This is a genomic window from Neobacillus niacini (genome assembly GCF_036961885.1).
Taxonomy (GTDB): Bacteria; Bacillota; Bacilli; order Bacillales; family Cytobacillaceae; genus Neobacillus; species Neobacillus niacini_H.
On sequence record NZ_JBALNQ010000017.1, the window covers coordinates 21,705 to 38,714 of the forward strand.

Here is a 17,010-nt window from a genome sequence, read left to right on the forward strand (position 1 = left end):
AATCTGTCCTTTTTTTGTTACTATATAATTAAATATTCATGTACAGGGGAGGTTCTTATGAGTAATAAAGATAAGAGGGGGAAGGTTTGGTTAGCGGTAAGTGGTTTAGTAAAATCTTCAGAAGGGCATTGGCTTGTTGTCAAAAAACGGTATGGCGGATTGAAAGGAAAATGGTCCCTGCCGGCTGGTTTTGTAAACAAGGGAGAAACAGCGGATGAGGCAGTTATTAGAGAAGTCAAGGAAGAAACAGGTATCTCCTGTACCGTTAAGGGCTTAATTGGACTGCGAACGGGTGTCATTTCAGAAGAAATTAGTGATAATTTGCTTGTCTTTATGCTGGAACCATTGGATGAATGGGCCATTATGCATCAGGAAACTGAGCTGTATGAGGCAAGATTTATCGCGCCTGAAATACTCCTCCATGAAAAGGATGCATCGATTATGCTCCATTATCTAATCAATCAGGATGAAACTATTACCATTCCTGGATATGATGGATTAAACCCTGGAGAACAGTTTAATTACAGTGCCTATAAATTATTTTTTTAATTTTTTGAAAACTTAAGTGACACTTAGGAAATGTAAGAAAATGAACTATGTATCCGTTTTCCTCCCTAAATTTGATTGAATTTCGTCCTTTTCATTCTGCCAAATTCTTGATATATTATCAGAAAATTTAAATAATATTTTAAGGAGATGGTTTGAATGAAAACAACTAGCTTAGATACTAAAAAATGTGATTATTGTTCAGGTACGGGATATTTTCAATTACTGCTTGGAGGATCTGAAACCTGTACCTGCTGCGAGGGATCTGGAAAGAAACAGGAAAAATATTAATGATGATCAGTAGTAGTTACTAAAGCCAGCTTCCAGGAGAAATTTCGGGAAGCTATTTTTTTTGGATTTGTAACGGGTATCGGTGTATTAGGATTGACTCCGTTTTGGACATTAAGTAAACTTATTAATGATGTGTAAAGGGGGTTTTTCCATGCAAATGAGCATTGTTGTTTTAATCATATCCATCCTATTATTCTTTGTGTTATTTTTTGGTATTGGTTTTATTCTTAATATGCTATTAAGAATGTCTTGGATCATGGCAATCTTATATCCAATTATTGCTGTATTTATTGTAGATAAAGTAAGATTTATTGAATACATTACAAATAGTAAAGTAGCATTTCAAGAGCTTGGTCAAAAATTAGGTTCATTGGCTATGGCGGATATTCTCATTTTGGTTAGTGGCTTAGCTGGAGCGATTGCAGCCGGGATTACAATTAAAATGTTACGAAAAAATGGATATCAAATGTTTTAAGACCTTTACCTGTTAAGATTTATGATCTTTACCCCTGTTAAAGATTTTTATGATCTTTAACCTTGGTAAAGGTCATTTTATTTACTCCTTTTTGAATAATTCCTTTTAAGTTGGGAATGAATATTTTGGGAGGAGTGAAAATTTTAATGAGTAATTTGAATAATGCTTTAAAACGTTTTACGATGACTTTGCTTTTTTTACTTGCATTATTTGCAACTGTTCAATCGATCACAGGTATTGAATTTAAATCGTTCATCAAACAAATGCTACAGCTAGAGGTTCATGCTGCCTCCATGCCAGAGGAAAATAGTGTACCATTGGAGGAAGCGTTTGATTGGTCTAAATATCCCAAACAAACGGTAATTGCGACAGGCTATACAGCTGGTTATGAGTCGACTGGTAAAAACGTGGGCCATCCAGAGTATGGTATAACCTATTCAGGTGTAAAAGTTAAGCGTGATTTATATTCAACGGTTGCAGCAGACTTAACTGTATTTCCAATTGGAACGATTCTTTTTATACCAGGATATGGATATGGAGTAGTAGCTGATAAAGGCGGGGCTATTAAAGGAAATAAAGTCGATCTTTATTATGAAACAGTAGATGATGTTTATAACAAGTGGGGTAAAAAGGAAATCGAAGTATATATTATTGAACAAGGAAAAGGAAAGCTTTCAGAAGAGGAATTACAAGCATTAAATAATGAAAAATCGATGCAGGTATTCCGTCAGCAGTATATTTCTTCAGAGAGAAAATAATGCAGGCATAGAGCCTGCTATTTTTAATGTAGAAATCTATTTAATTATTTAGGAAGTCGAAATATATATATTTTTCCGATATAATGGAAAGGTATTATATACGGAGGTGGAAGACCATGTTTACTGTTAACAATGAAATGGATTATTCAACAGATCATGAAGGCTTGATAATCGGACTTTTTGATAAGCAAGAGAAGTTTAGCGGGTCCCTAAAGAAACTGGATGAACGATTCGAAGGTCAATTAACAGAGCTTGTTAAGGCTGGGGATGTTTCAGCTAAGTTTAAAAATATTAGCAAAGTACATAGTTTTGGAAAAATAGCTGCAAAAAGAATTTGGTTTGTTGGTCTTGGAAAAGAAAAAGATTTTAACTTCGAAAAGCTAAGCGAGGCATTAGGAAAAGTATTTAAAACTGTAAAAGCTAGCAAGCTTCAAGAAACGGCTATTCTTCTCGATACCTTTATTACGGAGTCAGTGAATGGACTAGAAGCTGCACATGCTATAAGCGAATCATTTGCGTTAGCCACCTATCATTTCAAAGGATACAAGCAAAAGTCAAATGAACCCGAGAAGAAGATTGAAAATATAACAGTTTATAGTGAAAGTTTGGACAAAGAAGACATTCAGGCTTCATTAACAGTAGGTCTTGCTTTTGGAAATGGAACAAACTCTGCACGCACACTTGTTAATATTCCAGGGAATCTGTTGACAGCTAAGGACATGGCTGATTATGCTCAACAGCTTGCTGGAAAATATGACTTTGAAGTAGAAATCCTTGATAAAGAAGAGATTGAGAAGTTGGGAATGGGCGCATTTCTTGCAGTTAACCAGGGATCTACAGAGCCACCTAAGATGATTGTGTTAAAGTATCAAGGGAAAGAGCAATGGGAAGATGTAATTGGATTAGTTGGAAAAGGGATTACCTTTGATACTGGCGGTTATTCTATAAAAACGAAAGCTGGCATTGTAGGGATGAAAACCGACATGGGCGGAGCTGCCGCTGTGTTGGGGGCCATGGAAATCATCGGTGAACTAAAACCTGAACAAAACGTGGTTGCAGTTATTCCTTCAACCGATAACATGATTTCAGGAAATGCTTTTAAACCGGATGATGTCATCACCTCTATGAGTGGCAAGACAATTGAAGTGTTAAACACGGATGCCGAAGGCCGACTTGTTCTAGCGGATGCGGTAACGTATGCTAAGCACCATGGTGCAGAGTATTTAGTAGATGTCGCAACATTAACTGGTGGGGTTATAACGGCACTTGGCGTGCATACGACCGGTGCAATGACCAATCATGAAACGTTATACGAACAAGTTCTTGAAGCCTCCATGGAAGCAGGCGAACCTATGTGGCAATTACCATTGTTCGAGAAAGACAAAGAACGGGTAAGAAATAGTAAAGTGGCAGATTTAAATAATTCCCCTGGCAGTGAAGGGCATGCCATCGTAGCGGGTGCCTTTATTGGTGAATTTGCTGAAGGTACTCCATGGGTTCACTTAGATATTGCTGGAACAGCCACTACATCTAAGGAGCACGATCTTGGTCCAGCAGGTGCAACAGGTGTCATGTCTAGGACACTAGCCTTATTCGTTGAACGTTTTGAACCAATTAAAAAATAAGAACTCAAACCCCAGATACTTATATCTGGGGTTTAACCATTAGCCCAACCCATCTCCCTCCTTTTCGCATATGAAGTAGTGTAGGCAAGTATAGAGATTAAAAGGAGGTTTGTTGGATGTATCCATATCGAAGTCCGTATCCGGTAAGGGATCAGAGATTTATTGGTTTTGGGCTGCCATTTTTAGGCGCTTTAGCAGGTGGTCTATTAGGAAGTGCTTTATTTTATCCTCGACCATTTTATGGAGGAGTGGGATTTGGAGCTCCTGGATTTGGTTATCCTGGAATTGGCTATCCTGGAATTGGTTACCCTGGGATTGGTTATCCTGGAATTGGTTACCCTGGTTTTTATTAAAATGGTAAAAAAACAGCTTCTGCGGCTGTTTTTTCTTTTTATATATTAAAAAGGAATTTCCACCCAAAAAAGAGAATATAGAAATACATACCATTATTTCGAAAAGGAAGATAAAAATGATAAAAAACACTTTAATTGAAGCTTTAGGAATTGAAATCACTCATTTGGAACGAGGAAAAGTCATTGCAACCATGCCAGTCGATGAAAGAACACGTCAACCTTTTGGTTTGTTACATGGAGGTGCTTCAGTTGCCTTAGCAGAAACAGTCGCGAGTGTAGGTGCATTTGAATTGGTGGATAAAGAAACAGAAGGTGCTGCTGGATTAGAAATAAACGCAAATCATGTCCGTCCAGTTACTGAAGGAACGGTAACAGCAGTAGGGACAATCCTCTATCAGGGGAAAACAACCATGGTTTGGGATATCAAGATAACCGATGAACAAGACCGTCTCATTTGTATTTCAAGGTGCACAATGGCAGTTATTAAACGGAAAAAGTAACATGAGTAAATTAATAAAATATTTAAAAAATTTATGTAAATTTCGTGATATAATGTAAGGAATATAGAGAATAAGTACAATACTTTGTACAGGTTTCTTTATATAATGGTAGTAAGAAACTGGTTTTAAAAGGTGGTGAAGAAATGAAGGAAAAGAGACAAACTATCTTTATTGATTTTGAATTTACAATGCCTGAACGAAATGTCCGAATGAAAGACTTTTTCGCGGAGATTATTGAGGTTGGACTCGTTGCGGTTGTTGATGATCAAATAACAGATCAATTCTCATCCTATGTGACACCACTAAAGTTTCCTATTCTTTCTGAACGCTGTAAATCATTCTTACATATTTCACAGCAGCAGGTGGACCAGGGCATTTCATTTTTTGAGCTCATCCGAAAGTTGGGAGAATTCAATAACCAATATGAAACTACCATCGTCACTTGGGGAAATATGGATATGAAGGTTCTTCGGCATAATTGTTTAGAAGCAGGTGTGGCATTTCCATTTAAAGCCGCTGAGCTAGACTTATCAATGGAATACAAGCGTTTTTTTGGGGATCAAAATCAAACAGGATTATGGAAAGCCGTACAAGAATATGGGAAAGAGGGTACTGGAAGGCATCATAGGGCACTGGATGATGCGCTTACTACTTACAACATATTCCGACTTGTTGAAAAGGATAAACGTTATTTAGAAAAACCAAAACCTACTACAATTGGTGACCGTATTGATTTTTCAAAACTATTAAATGAGTTCGCATAAAAGGCCAAATCATTCAAACTGATTTGGCCTTTAATTTTTATATAAGTGTTAAATTTGACTGTTGATTTGAGCTCCACTAAGGAAAGTTTCATTGAATAATCATCGCAGGGACAGGCGTTCTTTGCCTGTCACGAGGCGCTACGCTTTCCGCGGGCGGTCCGGGGAGCCTCCCGCAGGAGTCGAGCGCCTTCCGCTCGAATCAACAGGTTATAAAAATTTTACCACAACTTATTTAAAGTAATCCCTTTCCAAAGATGCAATGCTTTTTAAACTCATTTCTGCCCAAGGGGTTGCTGTTTCGTTTAGTTCATTTTTCAGTTTATCCACAGCTTGTTTTAATGAAACGAGATAGTCGGGCACTTCATCTTTATAAGGCTTTACCATTTGCTTGGGAATATTGGATTGCTCCCTATAGGATAGGGCTTTTCTTTCATGGAAAATCATCACATCTGCTTCTTTTGGATTATGTAAATCACCTTGCATTGGATGTTTGACAACAGCTAACACTCTGACTAAATAATGCTGCGGACGCACTTCGGTTACTTCTCCAATATACTTTCCTGTTTTATAAATTCCGGTGACAATCTCACCAATCTGCAATTCTGACATCATGTTCCCTCCTTCACTCTTCTATGCTATCTTTATTATATAGAAAACAAGGTGCAAAAAACAAAAAATTGGGTTAAATTAAATAAAATGGAGGGATTATATATGAGAAAGAATATGCTATTATTGTTCGTTTTGTTTATCGGAGTTCTTGTCTTAGCTGGCTGCGGGACAAGCAAGGAGAAAGAGGAGGCAACTCCTGCTCCAAAAACGGAGAAAAAGGAAGGGAGCGACCAAGTGGCAAACCTAGTTTATCCTCAACTTACAAATGAAGTTTCTGAAAATGAGAAGCTAGTTGAAATAGAAACATCAATGGGAAATATTAAAATTAAGCTTTTTCCGGAATATGCTCCAAAAGCAGTAGAAAATTTTATTAAGCATAGCGAAGAAGGTTACTATGATGGACTGATTTTCCACCGGGTTATCAATGACTTCATGATTCAAGGCGGGGACCCAAATGGGGACGGAACCGGTGGAGAAAGTATTTATGGGAAGCCATTTGAGGATGAATTCTCCGACAATCTTTACAATTTACGCGGGGCCTTATCAATGGCTAATTCAGGAGCAAATACAAATGGCAGCCAGTTTTTTATTGTGCAAAAAACATCAGTTGACCCATCAATGAAATCGGAAATGGAGAAGGCTGGATTTCCAAAAGAAATTATTGAAGCTTATGAAGAACAAGGAGGTACGCCTTGGCTTGATCACCGTCATACGGTTTTCGGACAGGTAATTGAGGGTTTGGATATTGTTGATCAAATGGCTGAGACACCTGTAGACGCAAAGGACAAGCCAGTAAAAGATATTGTTATTAATGATATCAAGGTACTAAAGTAATCAAACAACCTTGGATACAATTCAAATAATGGCAGTGTACCCTTTTTGTTGCTATAATTAATTATCAGTGACATGCCTTTAAGAAAGGGAGACAAAGATGTATCAGCCATTTGTATTATCCTTATTTTTATACTTTCCTGAAGATAAATCTGAATACGGTCCAGCAGCAATTACTTTTATTATCTTTATGATCGGTGCCTTTCTAACCATGCGATTGATTATCAAGGTCTCAAAGCGAGAAGCTCAAAAAGCAAAAGAACTTGAAGAAAAGCTAATATCAGGGCAGCGTACTCAAGGAAACAGTGAACATTAACTGTTTCTTTTTTTTACATAAAATTCTTAAAGAGGTCGATACTAAGACAAAATGTCTATTTTGGGGGATACATATGAAGCGTGCTTGGATACTCATCCCACTTATCCTGCTCACGGGTTGTTTGGAAAAGGATATAACGAAGCTTGATGTAGAAATGATTAATGATAAAGGGGATTCCATTGGAAAAGTTACAATACAAGAAATGTCCAGTGGAGTAAAAATGAACTTTGATTTGAAGGGGCTTCCTCCTGGTGAGCATGCGGTTCATATTCATGATAAGGGTATTTGCAAGGCTCCAGACTTCAAAGCAGCAGGAAAAGATTTGAACCCAGATAAAAAAAAGCATGGCCTCCTACATCCGAAGGGAGCGCACGCAGGTGACCTTCCAAATTTAATTGTTGAAGAAGATGAGTCTGTAAAGGCGGAGCTTATGGCCCCTAAGGTAACATTAAAAGAGGGGAAAGCATCATTGCTTACGAAGGAAGGTACTTCCATTATCATCCATGACGGAAAAGATGATGGGATGTCACAGCCTGAAGGAGATGCTAACGGCAGGATTGCCTGTGGTAAAATTTCCAAGAATAAAAAATAGTAGGAATAATTAGACTTAACAAGCCTGTTTCTTCATAATTGAAGTAATAGGCTTTCTTATTGAAATAATAACAAACTAGGAGTATACAAGATGGAAAATAAAATTTTTTATCAAGACCCTTACATAAAATCATTCACAGCTCAAATCCTTACAAAAGGAAAGGATGAGAGTGGAAATAATTATATCGTACTGGATCAAACAGCATTTTACCCCACAGGTGGAGGGCAGCCTCACGATGTAGGTACAATTGAAAACATGAAAGTAATAAATGTTGAGGAAGTTGAGGGGAAAATCCGTCATTATCTCGAAAGTGAATTCGATCATATGTCTGTTTCAGTAAATGGTGTTATCGATTGGGATAGAAGGTTTGATCATATGCAACAGCACGCAGGACAGCATATATTATCTGCTGCATTTGAAAACTTATTTGAATATAAGACGGTGGGGTTTCATTTAGGAAATGAAATTCTAACCATCGATTTAGAAACAGAGCACCTATCAGAAATAGAGGTTGAAAAAGCTGAACAATTGGCAAATGAAATCATTTTAGAGAATCGAATCATAGATGCTAAATGGGTAACGGAGGAGGAGTTATCTCGGTACCCATTAAGAAAAGCAACAAAAGTAAAAGACAATATAAGGCTCGTTATCATTCCAGACTTTGATTATAACGGCTGCGGTGGAACACATCCGAAAGCCACTGGGGAAGTACAAGCAATCAAAATATTGGAATGGGAAAAGCAAAAGAAAAAGACCAGAGTGCAATTTGTGTGTGGAAATCGAGTGATTAAGCAGCTAAATCAAAAAAATAAGGTACTAATTGAATTAACGAAACTTCTTAATTCACCTGAAAAGGATATGCCTAAAAGCGTAATTCGACTTTTAGAAAATGGTAAAAACATTGAGAAAGAACTAGAGCAAACACTAGAGAAAGTACTCTATTTTGAAGCTAGGAGCTTACTTGAACATTCTCAGGAAAAAAGCATTGTCGGTGAAGTGTTTCAAAACAGAACGATCCAAGAACTACAAAAATTGGCTAGAATTATTTTAACAGAAGATGAAAATGCTATTGTATTATTTGTTTCTCAAAATGAGAACATGCTGCAGTTAGTTTGTGCAAGGGATTCAGCAGAAGCAATAAGTATGAAAAAAGTCATTGGAAATGCACTATTAATGATAAAAGGTAAGGGTGGAGGCAGTGATTCTTTTGCGCAGGGTGGTGGCGAAGCGCTTATATCTGCAGACGAAATGCTGCAGCACTTATTGGATTCAATTTAATGTATAAATAAAAATAATTAGAAGCAAAGGTAGTATAATATAAATTAAGAAAAAGGTAGGAAAGGTGAGGGAATAATGGGATTTTTTGATGGTATGATGGGAAATGCTTCAGAGGTGACCCCTGCTGAAGCACAAAGAGAATTCGCTAGAATCCTTGCTGTGGGTGAAAGAATTGAAAAAGCCTATAAATTAATTCGGGATTTATTTATTTTTACAAATAAACGATTAATTCTTGTCGACAAACAGGGGCTAACAGGAAAGAAAGTGGAGTACCATTCGATTCCGTATAAAAGTATTACCCATTTTAGTATCGAAACGGCAGGAAGCTTTGATTTGGATGCTGAGTTAAAAATCTGGATTTCAGGTAATGCACTTCCACTACAAAAACAATTCAACAAGAACTTAAATATTTATGAACTTCAAACTGTACTTGCAGAATATGTACTTAAGTAGGGGAGAAATTATAATGGAAAGTGAAATGATAACGAATCTTCACTATGTGGATATATTAAATGAATGGGATCCTTTCCATTTAGTGAATGGTAATTATGACACAGAAATAGCGGATACGATTCAAGCGATACATGAATTAGATCACATGGATGATTTAGCAGAAAGAATTCAGAGTATCTATGAATTTTCCTTTGAAAAGACCATACCTATTGACAATTGCTTGCAGGTGGCGAAGCAACTGCTAGTCATTAAGGATAATGACTCCTGTACTATTTAAAACGACAGCCGAGCTTAAAGTTAACTTTGAGCCAAGCTGTCTTTTTTTCATGCTAAGAATTGTTTAATATGATGGAAAACATCCTCGGGACGCTCTTCAGGAACTAAATGACCAGTTTCCTTTAAAATAACAAGTTCAGATCTTCTTAAATCATTTTTTAAGCGCTCACCGACTGTTAGTGGGACAACCTTGTCATACTCCCCCCAAATTAATAAACAAGGCTGAGCAATTTGGTTGAGTGCACCAGCTGAGAGATCTCCTTCACGGTCACGAATCATTCTTGTTAAGGCCGTAAAGATTTCATCCTTTAAAAAAGGTTGTAAATAGCCAAAAAGCATTTCATCACTTATTAATGAATGGTCATGGACAACATTCTGAAGATTTTGCACTACACCTGATCGAGCAAGCCAAAATTTAACGTATAGATGAAAATAGGGAATATAACTCCCAATAATTAAGGGCAATTTGGATCGTTTCGAGTAAGATGAACTGCAAAGCAGGACGGCTTTCTCAGCTATATCAGGTTGTTGATTTAGGATATTTAGAACAATTTGGCCGCCCATTGAATGACCGACTAGAGTAATATCTTTTAAACCGAGTGAAGAAATGAGCCGAATAACCGTTTGTGCAAGATTACTATATGAATAAACAAATTTATTATTTTTTCCACTTTTTCCAAAGGGAGGGAGATCAATGGATAGGACTTGAAACTCTTTGTTTAAATAAGGTATTAACCTGCGATAGCTAAAAGTGGAGGAAAGAAATCCATGAAGCAGTACGAGAGTCTTTTGGGAATCAGGGTTTGGATAGAATTCATAGTAAATATCTATATTATTCACTTGCTCATAACGATAAAAGACTTTTTCTTCCACGTCGTTTACCCCACTTTCTGTTAGTATGTAGTGATAATAATATCTCCAGTAGCCTCACTTTTCACACTTACTATTCACTTTTTCAAAAAAAAAAGGGACATACCATTTGAGGATGTCCACTTCAAAAAAGGGGGGGAATACTAGAAAGCTTATAGGTTAATAATGCCCTTTTTATAATCATTTATACAGTCATTACAAAATTAAACGTGTTGGTCAGGTTGATTTAATTTTAATTCAGAAGCAGGGATATCAAGAACGGTAGACAATTTCAAAAGAGTTTGGCTGCTCGGGATTTGTTCTCCAGATTCATATTTCTCAATCGTATGCGTTCCCACTCTTATTTTTTGTGCCAGGTCCTCTTTTGTCATTTTTAAATGTTCTCGATAATTTTTGATCGTACGGCCAATTGGATTCACACTGATCACCTCTCCTATAAAGACATTATCTCATCTTTACTTTACCATAAAATTCTTTTTTTTGGAAAAACCCATTTGAACATTATGTTAACGTTTCCCATTTTTACATTAGGAAAAGCTTTTTTGATTAATTGGCCACAATGTGTTATAATTGTTTATTGCGTATATAGAAGATAAAAATAATTAATTCTTAGGAGTGTTTTCATGTCAGAAAAGATCGAAACTGGAAGTGTTTTAGCAGGTAAAGTAACTGGAATTCAACCTTATGGAGCGTTCATAGCATTAGATGAAAATACACAGGGTCTTGTTCATATTTCAGAAATCACACATGGTTATGTAAAAGATATTAATGATCATCTTAAAGTCGGAGATGAAGTTCAGGTAAAAGTATTATCAGTTGATGAAAATGCTGGAAAAATTGGTTTGTCCATTCGTGCAACGGAAGAAGCACCTGTTCAACAGGCAGTGGCAAAACCAAAGAAACCTCGTAAGCGTCAAGCAGCTGCTATTATCCCTGAGGCTGATGGTCAACAAGGATTTAACACATTGAAAGATAAGTTACAGGAATGGATTGATCAATCTCAACGCGAAGATCTGATTAAGAAATAGTAAAAGAGAAAACCTAGTATCACGCTATTTGATAGCTGAAACTAGGTTTTTTTAAAGAGCTAAATTAAAAAGCTGAGGTGCCAAAATGAGGAAAAATGAAATAACAAATCGTGTGGGTGAAAACGATAATGAGACTTTAAATCTGTTGACATCAACACAGATTGTTATTCATGATGCATTAACAAAATTGGGGTTAAATAGGGATGCATTTGAATTATTGAAGGAACCACTAAGGGTACTTCAGGTCAGGATTCCAGTCCGAATGGATGATGGTTCTGTTAAAGTTTTTAGTGGCTTTAGGGCACAACATAATGATTCAGTTGGACCGACCATTGGAGGTATTCGCTTTCATCCTAAGGTAAATGAAGATGAAGTGAAGGCGTTAGCCATGTGGATGAGCATGAAATGCGGGATTGCTGATTTACCTTTTGGCGGGGGAAAGGGCGGTATTATTTGTAACCCCCGAACTCTTTCATTTGGTGAACTTGAACGTCTAAGCCGCGGGTATGTTCGTGCCATTAGCCAAATAGTGGGTCCGACTAAAGATATCCCGGCACCAGATATGTACACAAATTCCCAAATTATGGCCTGGATGTTTGATGAATACAGTCGCCTCCGTAAATTTGACTCTCCCGGTTTTATTACTGGGAAGCCGCTCGTCCTTGGGGGGTCGGAAGGCAGGGAGGAAGCAGGGGCACTGGGAGCGGCGATTTGTATCAAAGAAGCGGCAAAAATAAAAGGAATTCCTCTTAAAGGGGCCCGAGTCATTGTACAAGGTTTCGGTAATGCCGGTAGCTACATTGCAAAATTTATGCTTCAATCAGGAGCAATAATCGTCGGTATATCTGATGTATATGGTGCTCTTTATGATCCAGATGGTTTAAATATTGAATATTTACTTAGTCGCCGCGACAGCTTTGGTACCGTCACTACTCTTTTTGAAGGAACGATTACCAATGAGGAATTGCTTGAACAGGAATGTGATATTCTTGTCCCAGCAGCGGTTTCAAATCAAATTTCAGCCAAAAATGCTCAAAATATAAAGGCGAGAATTGTAGTGGAGGCTGCAAATGGTCCCACAACGATAGAGGGTACAAGGATTCTGTCTGAACGTGGTATTTTACTTGTTCCCGATGTGTTGGCAGGTTCGGGTGGAGTGACGGTCTCTTATTTCGAATGGGTTCAGAATACACAAGGGTATTATTGGGACGAAAAGGAAGTCAAAGAAAAGTTACGAAAAAAGATGGTTAAGGCGTTTCACCAAATTTATGAGCTCTCAAAAATCAGCAATGTAAATTTGCGCACAGCCGCCTATATGGTTGGTGTAAGAAAAATGGTAGAAGCATCTGAGTATAGGGGATGGATATAAAAAATCCTTGCAAATGGATTGCAAGGATTTTTTGTTAACCCCTATTGGTTTCTGGCTCTCTTACATGCGCCTCGTTAGGCTTGAAGAGTAGTCCAAGATTGATCAGTCCTGCAATTCCAACTAAGCCATAAATAATTCTTGAAAGTGCAGAATTAACACCAAAAATGGCATCAACTAAATTAAATCCAAAAAATCCAATTAATCCCCAATTGATGGCACCAATGATGGTAAGAATTAGAGCAATTCTTTGAATAGTACTCAAGTAAGATTCCTCCTATCAATATTATTACATTACTATATTGCTGATAATCAGGTGCAAATATACATCAATGTATCCTTTGCAAAATATTTATTTTTCAATAATAATGATAGGTGGGAAGGTTGGTGCATTTCATGCAGAATTTTACGTTTTGGAATCCGACAAAATTAATTTTTGGAAAAGATCAGCTTGAGCAATTAAAAAACGAAATTCCTCGCTATGGGAAAAAAGTGTTGGTTGTTTATGGTGGAGGAAGTATTAAACGAAATGGTCTTTATGACAAGGTTATGGGCTTATTAAAAGAAATTAATGCACAAGTGTACGAATTAGCTGGAGTTGAACCGAATCCTCGAATTTCAACTGCCCGTAAAGGGGTGGAAATTTGTAAAACGGAAGGGATTGACTTCCTGTTAGCTGTCGGCGGCGGCAGTGTTATCGATTGTACAAAGTTGATTGCAGCTGGTGCTAAATATGCTGGAGATCCATGGGACTTAGTCGTAAAAAAAGCTACTGTAGTAGAGGCATTACCATTTGGAACGGTATTAACGTTAGCGGCAACTGGTTCAGAAATGAATTCAGGATCTGTTATTACCAATTGGGAAACAAATGAAAAATATGGATGGGGTAGTCCATTGACCTTTCCGAAATTTTCTATTTTAGACCCTGTACATACTTTTTCTGTTCCAAGGGACCAAACGATATATGGAATTGTCGACATGATGTCTCATGTGTTAGAGCATTATTTTCACTTGGAGGAAAATACATTATTTCAAGATCGAATGTGTGAATCTTTACTTCTCACAGTGATGGAGACCGCGCCTAAATTGCTTGCAGACCTTGAAAGCTATGAACATCGTGCAACCATTCTTTACAATGGTACCATGGCACTAAACGGGATCCTAAATATGGGGTATCGGGGAGATTGGGCTACACATAATCTTGAACATGCGGTATCAGCTGTATATGATATTCCTCATGGCGGTGGTTTAGCGATTTTATTTCCGAACTGGATGAAACATAACCTTAATGTAAAACCAGAACGATTTAAACAGCTTGCAGTAAGAGTGTTTGGTGTGAACCCTGATGGAAAAAGTGCTGAGGAGACAGGACTTGAAGGTATTCAAAAATTACGTGAGTATTGGGATCGTATTGGAGCACCAGCGCGTTTAGCAGACTATCAAATTGACGACAGCAAACTTGAGCTAATGGCAGATAAAGCAATGATATATGGTGAATTTGGTAACTTTACTAAATTAAATAGAGAAGATGTTTTGGCTATATATCGGGAATCACTCTAAATTTTAAAAGGCGAGCATTTTGATCAATGCTCGCTATTTTCGACGAAATATATACATTGTAGAAAATTGGCGAAATTGGGTACGCTTACAAGAAGGGACCTTTCTTGATAATCTGTCCAGCATTCGATAAAGTGAGTAATGAATATAAAATAATGGAGGATACACATTCATGACACACATACGTTTTGATTACTCAAAAGCGTTAACTTTCTTTGCAGAACATGAAATTACATACTTACGTGATGCCGTTAAGGTAGCACACCATTCCCTGCACGAGCAAACTGGAGCAGGAAGCGACTTTTTGGGGTGGATTGACCTTCCTACTAACTACGATAAGGAAGAGTTCTCAAGAATCAAGCAAGCGGCTGAAAAAATTAAATCAGATTCCGATGTGCTGCTAGTGATTGGGATTGGCGGCTCTTATTTAGGAGCAAGAGCTGCAATTGAAATGTTACAGCATAGCTTTTATAATGCTCTTCCAAAAGAAAAGCGGAAAACCCCACAAATTATATTTGTAGGCAACAACATCAGTTCTAGCTACATGAGAGATGTAATGGATTTACTTGATGGAAAAGACTTTTCAGTCAATGTTATTTCAAAGTCAGGAACAACAACAGAACCAGCGATTGCATTTAGAATCTTCCGTAAGTTGCTTGAGGAAAAATACGGGGCGGAAGAAGCGCGCAAGAGAATTTATGCTACAACAGATAAAGCTAGAGGTGCTTTAAAAACATTAGCCAATGAAGAAGGCTATGAATCATTTGTTATTGCCGATGATATTGGCGGCAGGTATTCCGTATTAACAGCTGTTGGCTTACTACCTATCGCAGTCAGTGGTGCTGATATTGATAAGATGATGCAAGGTGCTGCAAAGGCGCAGGAAGACTACAGCCATTCAGAGCTTGAAGAAAATCCTGCTTATCAATACGCTGCAGTAAGAAATGCTCTTTATAATAAAGGCAAAACAATTGAAATGCTGATCAATTATGAACCAGGACTTCAATATTTTTCTGAGTGGTGGAAGCAGTTATTTGGAGAAAGTGAAGGCAAAGACCAAAAAGGAATTTATCCTTCTTCTGCCAACTTCTCAACTGATCTCCATTCTCTTGGACAATATGTTCAAGAAGGTCGCCGGGATATCTTTGAAACGGTCATTAAGGTTGAAAATCCTCGCCATGAATTGATTATTGAAAGTGCAGAAAGTGACTTAGACGGGTTAAATTATCTTGCCGGACAAACGGTTGATTTTGTAAATAATAAAGCTTTCCAAGGAACAATGCTTGCACACACAGATGGCGGAGTACCGAACTTAATCGTTTCGATACCTGCACTTGATGAATACACATTTGGATATCTTGTGTATTTCTTTGAAAAGGCTTGTGCAATGAGCGGGTACTTACTAGGCGTAAATCCATTCGATCAGCCTGGTGTTGAGGCTTATAAAGTAAACATGTTTGCCTTACTAGGTAAGCCAGGCTTCGAAGAAAAGAAAGCAGAGCTTGAAAAAAGACTTTAATATCAAATAAAAGTAGAGTACTGAGAAAATCAGTACTCTATTTTTTATTAATTTTGGGAAAACTAATCATTATAGACAATAAGGGGGCAAAAAAATTGATTGAAATACCATCAAGTGTAGAAGGTAAGCAATTTGATCTCTATAAGCTAGAACAAACATTAAAGCCAATCGGTTATTCTATCGGAGGTAACTGGGATTATGACCATGGTGCCTTTGACTACAAAATAAATGATGAAGTCGGTTATCAATTTCTAAGGCTGCCGTTTTCAGCAGTAGATGGTCAGCTTGATGCACGTAATTGCACGGTCGAACTCGGACGTCCATTTTTATTATCCCATAAATACCAAATAGGACTTGATGACCATATCGGAGAAGGTGGCACCTTTAACCAGTTCTCAGAGCCAGTTGATAAGGATGCAAGTTTTCCTGAACAATTTATTGAGACAGGGAAGACCCTTGTTAAAGAGCTAGAATCTCTTTTTAGTTCATAATAAAAAAATGAGTATATTTTACTAGGATAATGTTCACGAAAGATACAATCTTTTTTGAACCAGTCTACTTGCTTTAAAGTGAAAAATTACTTAAATTAAGGTTAATAATATAAATAAGTTATAAACGAGAAAAGAGGTTTGGCCATGGAAACAAGCATGAATTATTTGTTATCTGATATTGAAAAAACGAGAATTGAAATGATTGATCTAGCAAAGCAATATGGATATTCAAACCCAAATGTAGTTCAATGCAGCCAAAGGCTCGATCTACTATTAAACGTATACGATAATCAACAAATAAAACACTAATATAATAATACTAAACAACCTTCCGTCAAAGCGGAAGGTTGTTTTTTTATAATTGGCAGTGTTTAAATGAACTGTTGATTTAATAACCTGTTGATTTGAGCGGAAGGCGCTCGACTCCTGCGGGAGGACGGGGCAGGGGAGACCCCGCAGGCGCTTCAGCGCCGAGGAGGCTCCCCGGACCGCCCGCGGAAAGCGTAGCGCCT

At 37.5% G+C, this 17,010-nt stretch carries 24 protein-coding genes; 20 read left to right on the forward strand and 4 right to left on the reverse strand.

Annotated features, from left to right (window positions below):
* Window positions 1-57: 57 nt before the first annotated feature.
* From V7124_RS08595 to kapD, 8 genes are all read left to right on the forward strand, one after another.
* Entirely contained in the window at window positions 58-549 is a 492-nt protein-coding gene (locus tag V7124_RS08595) for an NUDIX hydrolase (protein ID WP_335412800.1), read from the forward strand.
* A 156-nt stretch (window positions 550-705) separates the two neighbouring features.
* A complete protein-coding gene (locus V7124_RS08600) occupies window positions 706-837 on the forward strand; it encodes a YuiA family protein (protein ID WP_335412798.1) in 132 nt (43 codons plus the stop codon).
* A 151-nt stretch (window positions 838-988) separates the two neighbouring features.
* Complete coding sequence (locus V7124_RS08605) at window positions 989-1,312, forward strand: YuiB family protein (RefSeq protein ID WP_335412797.1); 324 nt, start codon at window positions 989-991, stop codon at window positions 1,310-1,312.
* A 146-nt stretch (window positions 1,313-1,458) separates the two neighbouring features.
* Window positions 1,459-2,070, forward strand: a complete 612-nt coding sequence (locus V7124_RS08610; protein ID WP_335412794.1) for a 3D domain-containing protein — start codon at window positions 1,459-1,461, stop codon at window positions 2,068-2,070.
* A 116-nt stretch (window positions 2,071-2,186) separates the two neighbouring features.
* Window positions 2,187-3,695, forward strand: a complete 1,509-nt coding sequence (locus V7124_RS08615) for a leucyl aminopeptidase (protein ID WP_335488083.1) — start codon at window positions 2,187-2,189, stop codon at window positions 3,693-3,695.
* 116 nt (window positions 3,696-3,811) lie between these two features.
* Entirely contained in the window at window positions 3,812-4,048 is a 237-nt protein-coding gene (locus V7124_RS08620; RefSeq protein WP_335488086.1) for a hypothetical protein, read from the forward strand.
* Window positions 4,049-4,164: 116 nt separating this feature from the next.
* The gene (locus V7124_RS08625; RefSeq protein ID WP_335412789.1) at window positions 4,165-4,548 is read left to right on the forward strand and encodes a hotdog fold thioesterase; all 384 of its coding nucleotides are present in this window, start codon (window positions 4,165-4,167) and stop codon (window positions 4,546-4,548) included.
* 143 nt (window positions 4,549-4,691) lie between these two features.
* Window positions 4,692-5,312: a 3'-5' exonuclease KapD gene (gene kapD / locus V7124_RS08630; protein WP_335488089.1), complete on the forward strand. Its 621-nt coding sequence runs from the start codon at window positions 4,692-4,694 to the stop codon at window positions 5,310-5,312.
* A gap of 228 nt (window positions 5,313-5,540) precedes the next feature.
* On the opposite strand, the gene V7124_RS08635 is transcribed toward kapD, so the two are convergent.
* Window positions 5,541-5,921, reverse strand: a complete 381-nt coding sequence (locus V7124_RS08635) for a kinase-associated lipoprotein B (RefSeq protein WP_335488092.1) — start codon at window positions 5,919-5,921, stop codon at window positions 5,541-5,543.
* Window positions 5,922-6,023: 102 nt separating this feature from the next.
* Here V7124_RS08635 and V7124_RS08640 point away from each other — a divergent pair, with 102 nt between their 5' ends.
* The 6 genes from V7124_RS08640 (at window position 6,024) to V7124_RS08665 (ending at window position 9,668) form a co-directional block, all read left to right on the forward strand.
* Window positions 6,024-6,755 carry a peptidylprolyl isomerase gene (locus V7124_RS08640; RefSeq protein WP_335488095.1) on the forward strand — a complete coding sequence of 244 codons (732 nt, stop codon included), beginning with the start codon at window positions 6,024-6,026 and terminating at the stop codon, window positions 6,753-6,755.
* Between the two features lie 97 nt (window positions 6,756-6,852).
* Complete coding sequence (locus V7124_RS08645; protein WP_335488098.1) at window positions 6,853-7,068, forward strand: hypothetical protein; 216 nt, start codon at window positions 6,853-6,855, stop codon at window positions 7,066-7,068.
* Between the two features lie 73 nt (window positions 7,069-7,141).
* Window positions 7,142-7,660, forward strand: coding sequence for a superoxide dismutase family protein (locus V7124_RS08650; RefSeq protein WP_335412780.1), 519 nt, complete (start codon window positions 7,142-7,144; stop codon window positions 7,658-7,660).
* Between the two features lie 90 nt (window positions 7,661-7,750).
* Window positions 7,751-8,938, forward strand: a complete 1,188-nt coding sequence (locus V7124_RS08655) for an alanyl-tRNA editing protein (RefSeq protein WP_335488101.1) — start codon at window positions 7,751-7,753, stop codon at window positions 8,936-8,938.
* Window positions 8,939-9,013: 75 nt separating this feature from the next.
* A complete protein-coding gene (locus V7124_RS08660) occupies window positions 9,014-9,391 on the forward strand; it encodes a PH domain-containing protein (protein ID WP_335412777.1) in 378 nt (125 codons plus the stop codon).
* Between the two features lie 13 nt (window positions 9,392-9,404).
* Window positions 9,405-9,668, forward strand: coding sequence for a DUF1871 family protein (locus V7124_RS08665; protein ID WP_335488104.1), 264 nt, complete (start codon window positions 9,405-9,407; stop codon window positions 9,666-9,668).
* A 47-nt stretch (window positions 9,669-9,715) separates the two neighbouring features.
* On the opposite strand, the gene V7124_RS08670 is transcribed toward V7124_RS08665, so the two are convergent.
* Window positions 9,716-10,540, reverse strand: a complete 825-nt coding sequence (locus V7124_RS08670) for an alpha/beta fold hydrolase (protein ID WP_335488107.1) — start codon at window positions 10,538-10,540, stop codon at window positions 9,716-9,718.
* Between the two features lie 200 nt (window positions 10,541-10,740).
* Window positions 10,741-10,956, reverse strand: a complete 216-nt coding sequence (locus V7124_RS08675; RefSeq protein WP_335412772.1) for a helix-turn-helix domain-containing protein — start codon at window positions 10,954-10,956, stop codon at window positions 10,741-10,743.
* Between the two features lie 204 nt (window positions 10,957-11,160).
* Between V7124_RS08675 and yugI the strand changes: the two genes are divergently transcribed.
* Window positions 11,161-11,565, forward strand: coding sequence for a S1 domain-containing post-transcriptional regulator GSP13 (gene yugI / locus V7124_RS08680; RefSeq protein ID WP_335412770.1), 405 nt, complete (start codon window positions 11,161-11,163; stop codon window positions 11,563-11,565).
* An 85-nt stretch (window positions 11,566-11,650) separates the two neighbouring features.
* On the forward strand, window positions 11,651-12,934 hold the full coding sequence (locus V7124_RS08685; RefSeq protein WP_335488111.1) for a Glu/Leu/Phe/Val family dehydrogenase: 1,284 nt from the start codon (window positions 11,651-11,653) through the stop codon (window positions 12,932-12,934).
* Between the two features lie 34 nt (window positions 12,935-12,968).
* Here the strand turns inward: V7124_RS08685 and V7124_RS08690 are convergent, their stop codons facing one another.
* Complete coding sequence (locus tag V7124_RS08690; RefSeq protein WP_335488113.1) at window positions 12,969-13,196, reverse strand: DUF378 domain-containing protein; 228 nt, start codon at window positions 13,194-13,196, stop codon at window positions 12,969-12,971.
* Window positions 13,197-13,327: 131 nt separating this feature from the next.
* Between V7124_RS08690 and V7124_RS08695 the strand changes: the two genes are divergently transcribed.
* The 4 genes from V7124_RS08695 (at window position 13,328) to V7124_RS08710 (ending at window position 16,807) form a co-directional block, all read left to right on the forward strand.
* Entirely contained in the window at window positions 13,328-14,491 is a 1,164-nt protein-coding gene (locus V7124_RS08695; protein ID WP_335488115.1) for an iron-containing alcohol dehydrogenase, read from the forward strand.
* A gap of 169 nt (window positions 14,492-14,660) precedes the next feature.
* A complete protein-coding gene (locus V7124_RS08700; protein WP_335488118.1) occupies window positions 14,661-16,007 on the forward strand; it encodes a glucose-6-phosphate isomerase in 1,347 nt (448 codons plus the stop codon).
* Between the two features lie 95 nt (window positions 16,008-16,102).
* Entirely contained in the window at window positions 16,103-16,498 is a 396-nt protein-coding gene (locus V7124_RS08705) for a YugN-like family protein (RefSeq protein WP_335488120.1), read from the forward strand.
* A 144-nt stretch (window positions 16,499-16,642) separates the two neighbouring features.
* Window positions 16,643-16,807 (forward strand): aspartyl-phosphate phosphatase Spo0E family protein, encoded by a 165-nt coding sequence (locus V7124_RS08710; RefSeq protein ID WP_335412758.1) that lies wholly within the window; start codon window positions 16,643-16,645, stop codon window positions 16,805-16,807.
* The last annotated feature ends 203 nt before the right edge of the window (window positions 16,808-17,010 follow it).

Bases quoted from the DNA above. Each gene is read 5' to 3' on its own strand.
- V7124_RS08700 (WP_335488118.1), top strand. From the start codon at position 14,661: ATGACACACATACGTTTTGATTACTCAAAAGCGTTAACTTTCTTTGCA.
- V7124_RS08695 (WP_335488115.1), top strand. From the start codon at position 13,328: ATGCAGAATTTTACGTTTTGGAATCCGACAAAATTAATTTTTGGAAAA.
- V7124_RS08710 (WP_335412758.1), top strand. From the start codon at position 16,643: ATGGAAACAAGCATGAATTATTTGTTATCTGATATTGAAAAAACGAGA.
- yugI (WP_335412770.1), top strand. From the start codon at position 11,161: ATGTCAGAAAAGATCGAAACTGGAAGTGTTTTAGCAGGTAAAGTAACT.
- V7124_RS08665 (WP_335488104.1), top strand. From the start codon at position 9,405: ATGGAAAGTGAAATGATAACGAATCTTCACTATGTGGATATATTAAAT.
- V7124_RS08650 (WP_335412780.1), top strand. From the start codon at position 7,142: ATGAAGCGTGCTTGGATACTCATCCCACTTATCCTGCTCACGGGTTGT.
- V7124_RS08605 (WP_335412797.1), top strand. From the start codon at position 989: ATGCAAATGAGCATTGTTGTTTTAATCATATCCATCCTATTATTCTTT.
- V7124_RS08625 (WP_335412789.1), top strand. From the start codon at position 4,165: ATGATAAAAAACACTTTAATTGAAGCTTTAGGAATTGAAATCACTCAT.
- V7124_RS08655 (WP_335488101.1), top strand. From the start codon at position 7,751: ATGGAAAATAAAATTTTTTATCAAGACCCTTACATAAAATCATTCACA.
- V7124_RS08685 (WP_335488111.1), top strand. From the start codon at position 11,651: ATGAGGAAAAATGAAATAACAAATCGTGTGGGTGAAAACGATAATGAG.
- V7124_RS08600 (WP_335412798.1), top strand. From the start codon at position 706: ATGAAAACAACTAGCTTAGATACTAAAAAATGTGATTATTGTTCAGGT.
- V7124_RS08610 (WP_335412794.1), top strand. From the start codon at position 1,459: ATGAGTAATTTGAATAATGCTTTAAAACGTTTTACGATGACTTTGCTT.
- V7124_RS08595 (WP_335412800.1), top strand. From the start codon at position 58: ATGAGTAATAAAGATAAGAGGGGGAAGGTTTGGTTAGCGGTAAGTGGT.
- V7124_RS08660 (WP_335412777.1), top strand. From the start codon at position 9,014: ATGGGATTTTTTGATGGTATGATGGGAAATGCTTCAGAGGTGACCCCT.
- V7124_RS08640 (WP_335488095.1), top strand. From the start codon at position 6,024: ATGAGAAAGAATATGCTATTATTGTTCGTTTTGTTTATCGGAGTTCTT.
- V7124_RS08620 (WP_335488086.1), top strand. From the start codon at position 3,812: ATGTATCCATATCGAAGTCCGTATCCGGTAAGGGATCAGAGATTTATT.
- kapD (WP_335488089.1), top strand. From the start codon at position 4,692: ATGAAGGAAAAGAGACAAACTATCTTTATTGATTTTGAATTTACAATG.
- V7124_RS08635 (WP_335488092.1), bottom strand. From the start codon at position 5,921: ATGTCAGAATTGCAGATTGGTGAGATTGTCACCGGAATTTATAAAACA.
- V7124_RS08615 (WP_335488083.1), top strand. From the start codon at position 2,187: ATGTTTACTGTTAACAATGAAATGGATTATTCAACAGATCATGAAGGC.
- V7124_RS08645 (WP_335488098.1), top strand. From the start codon at position 6,853: ATGTATCAGCCATTTGTATTATCCTTATTTTTATACTTTCCTGAAGAT.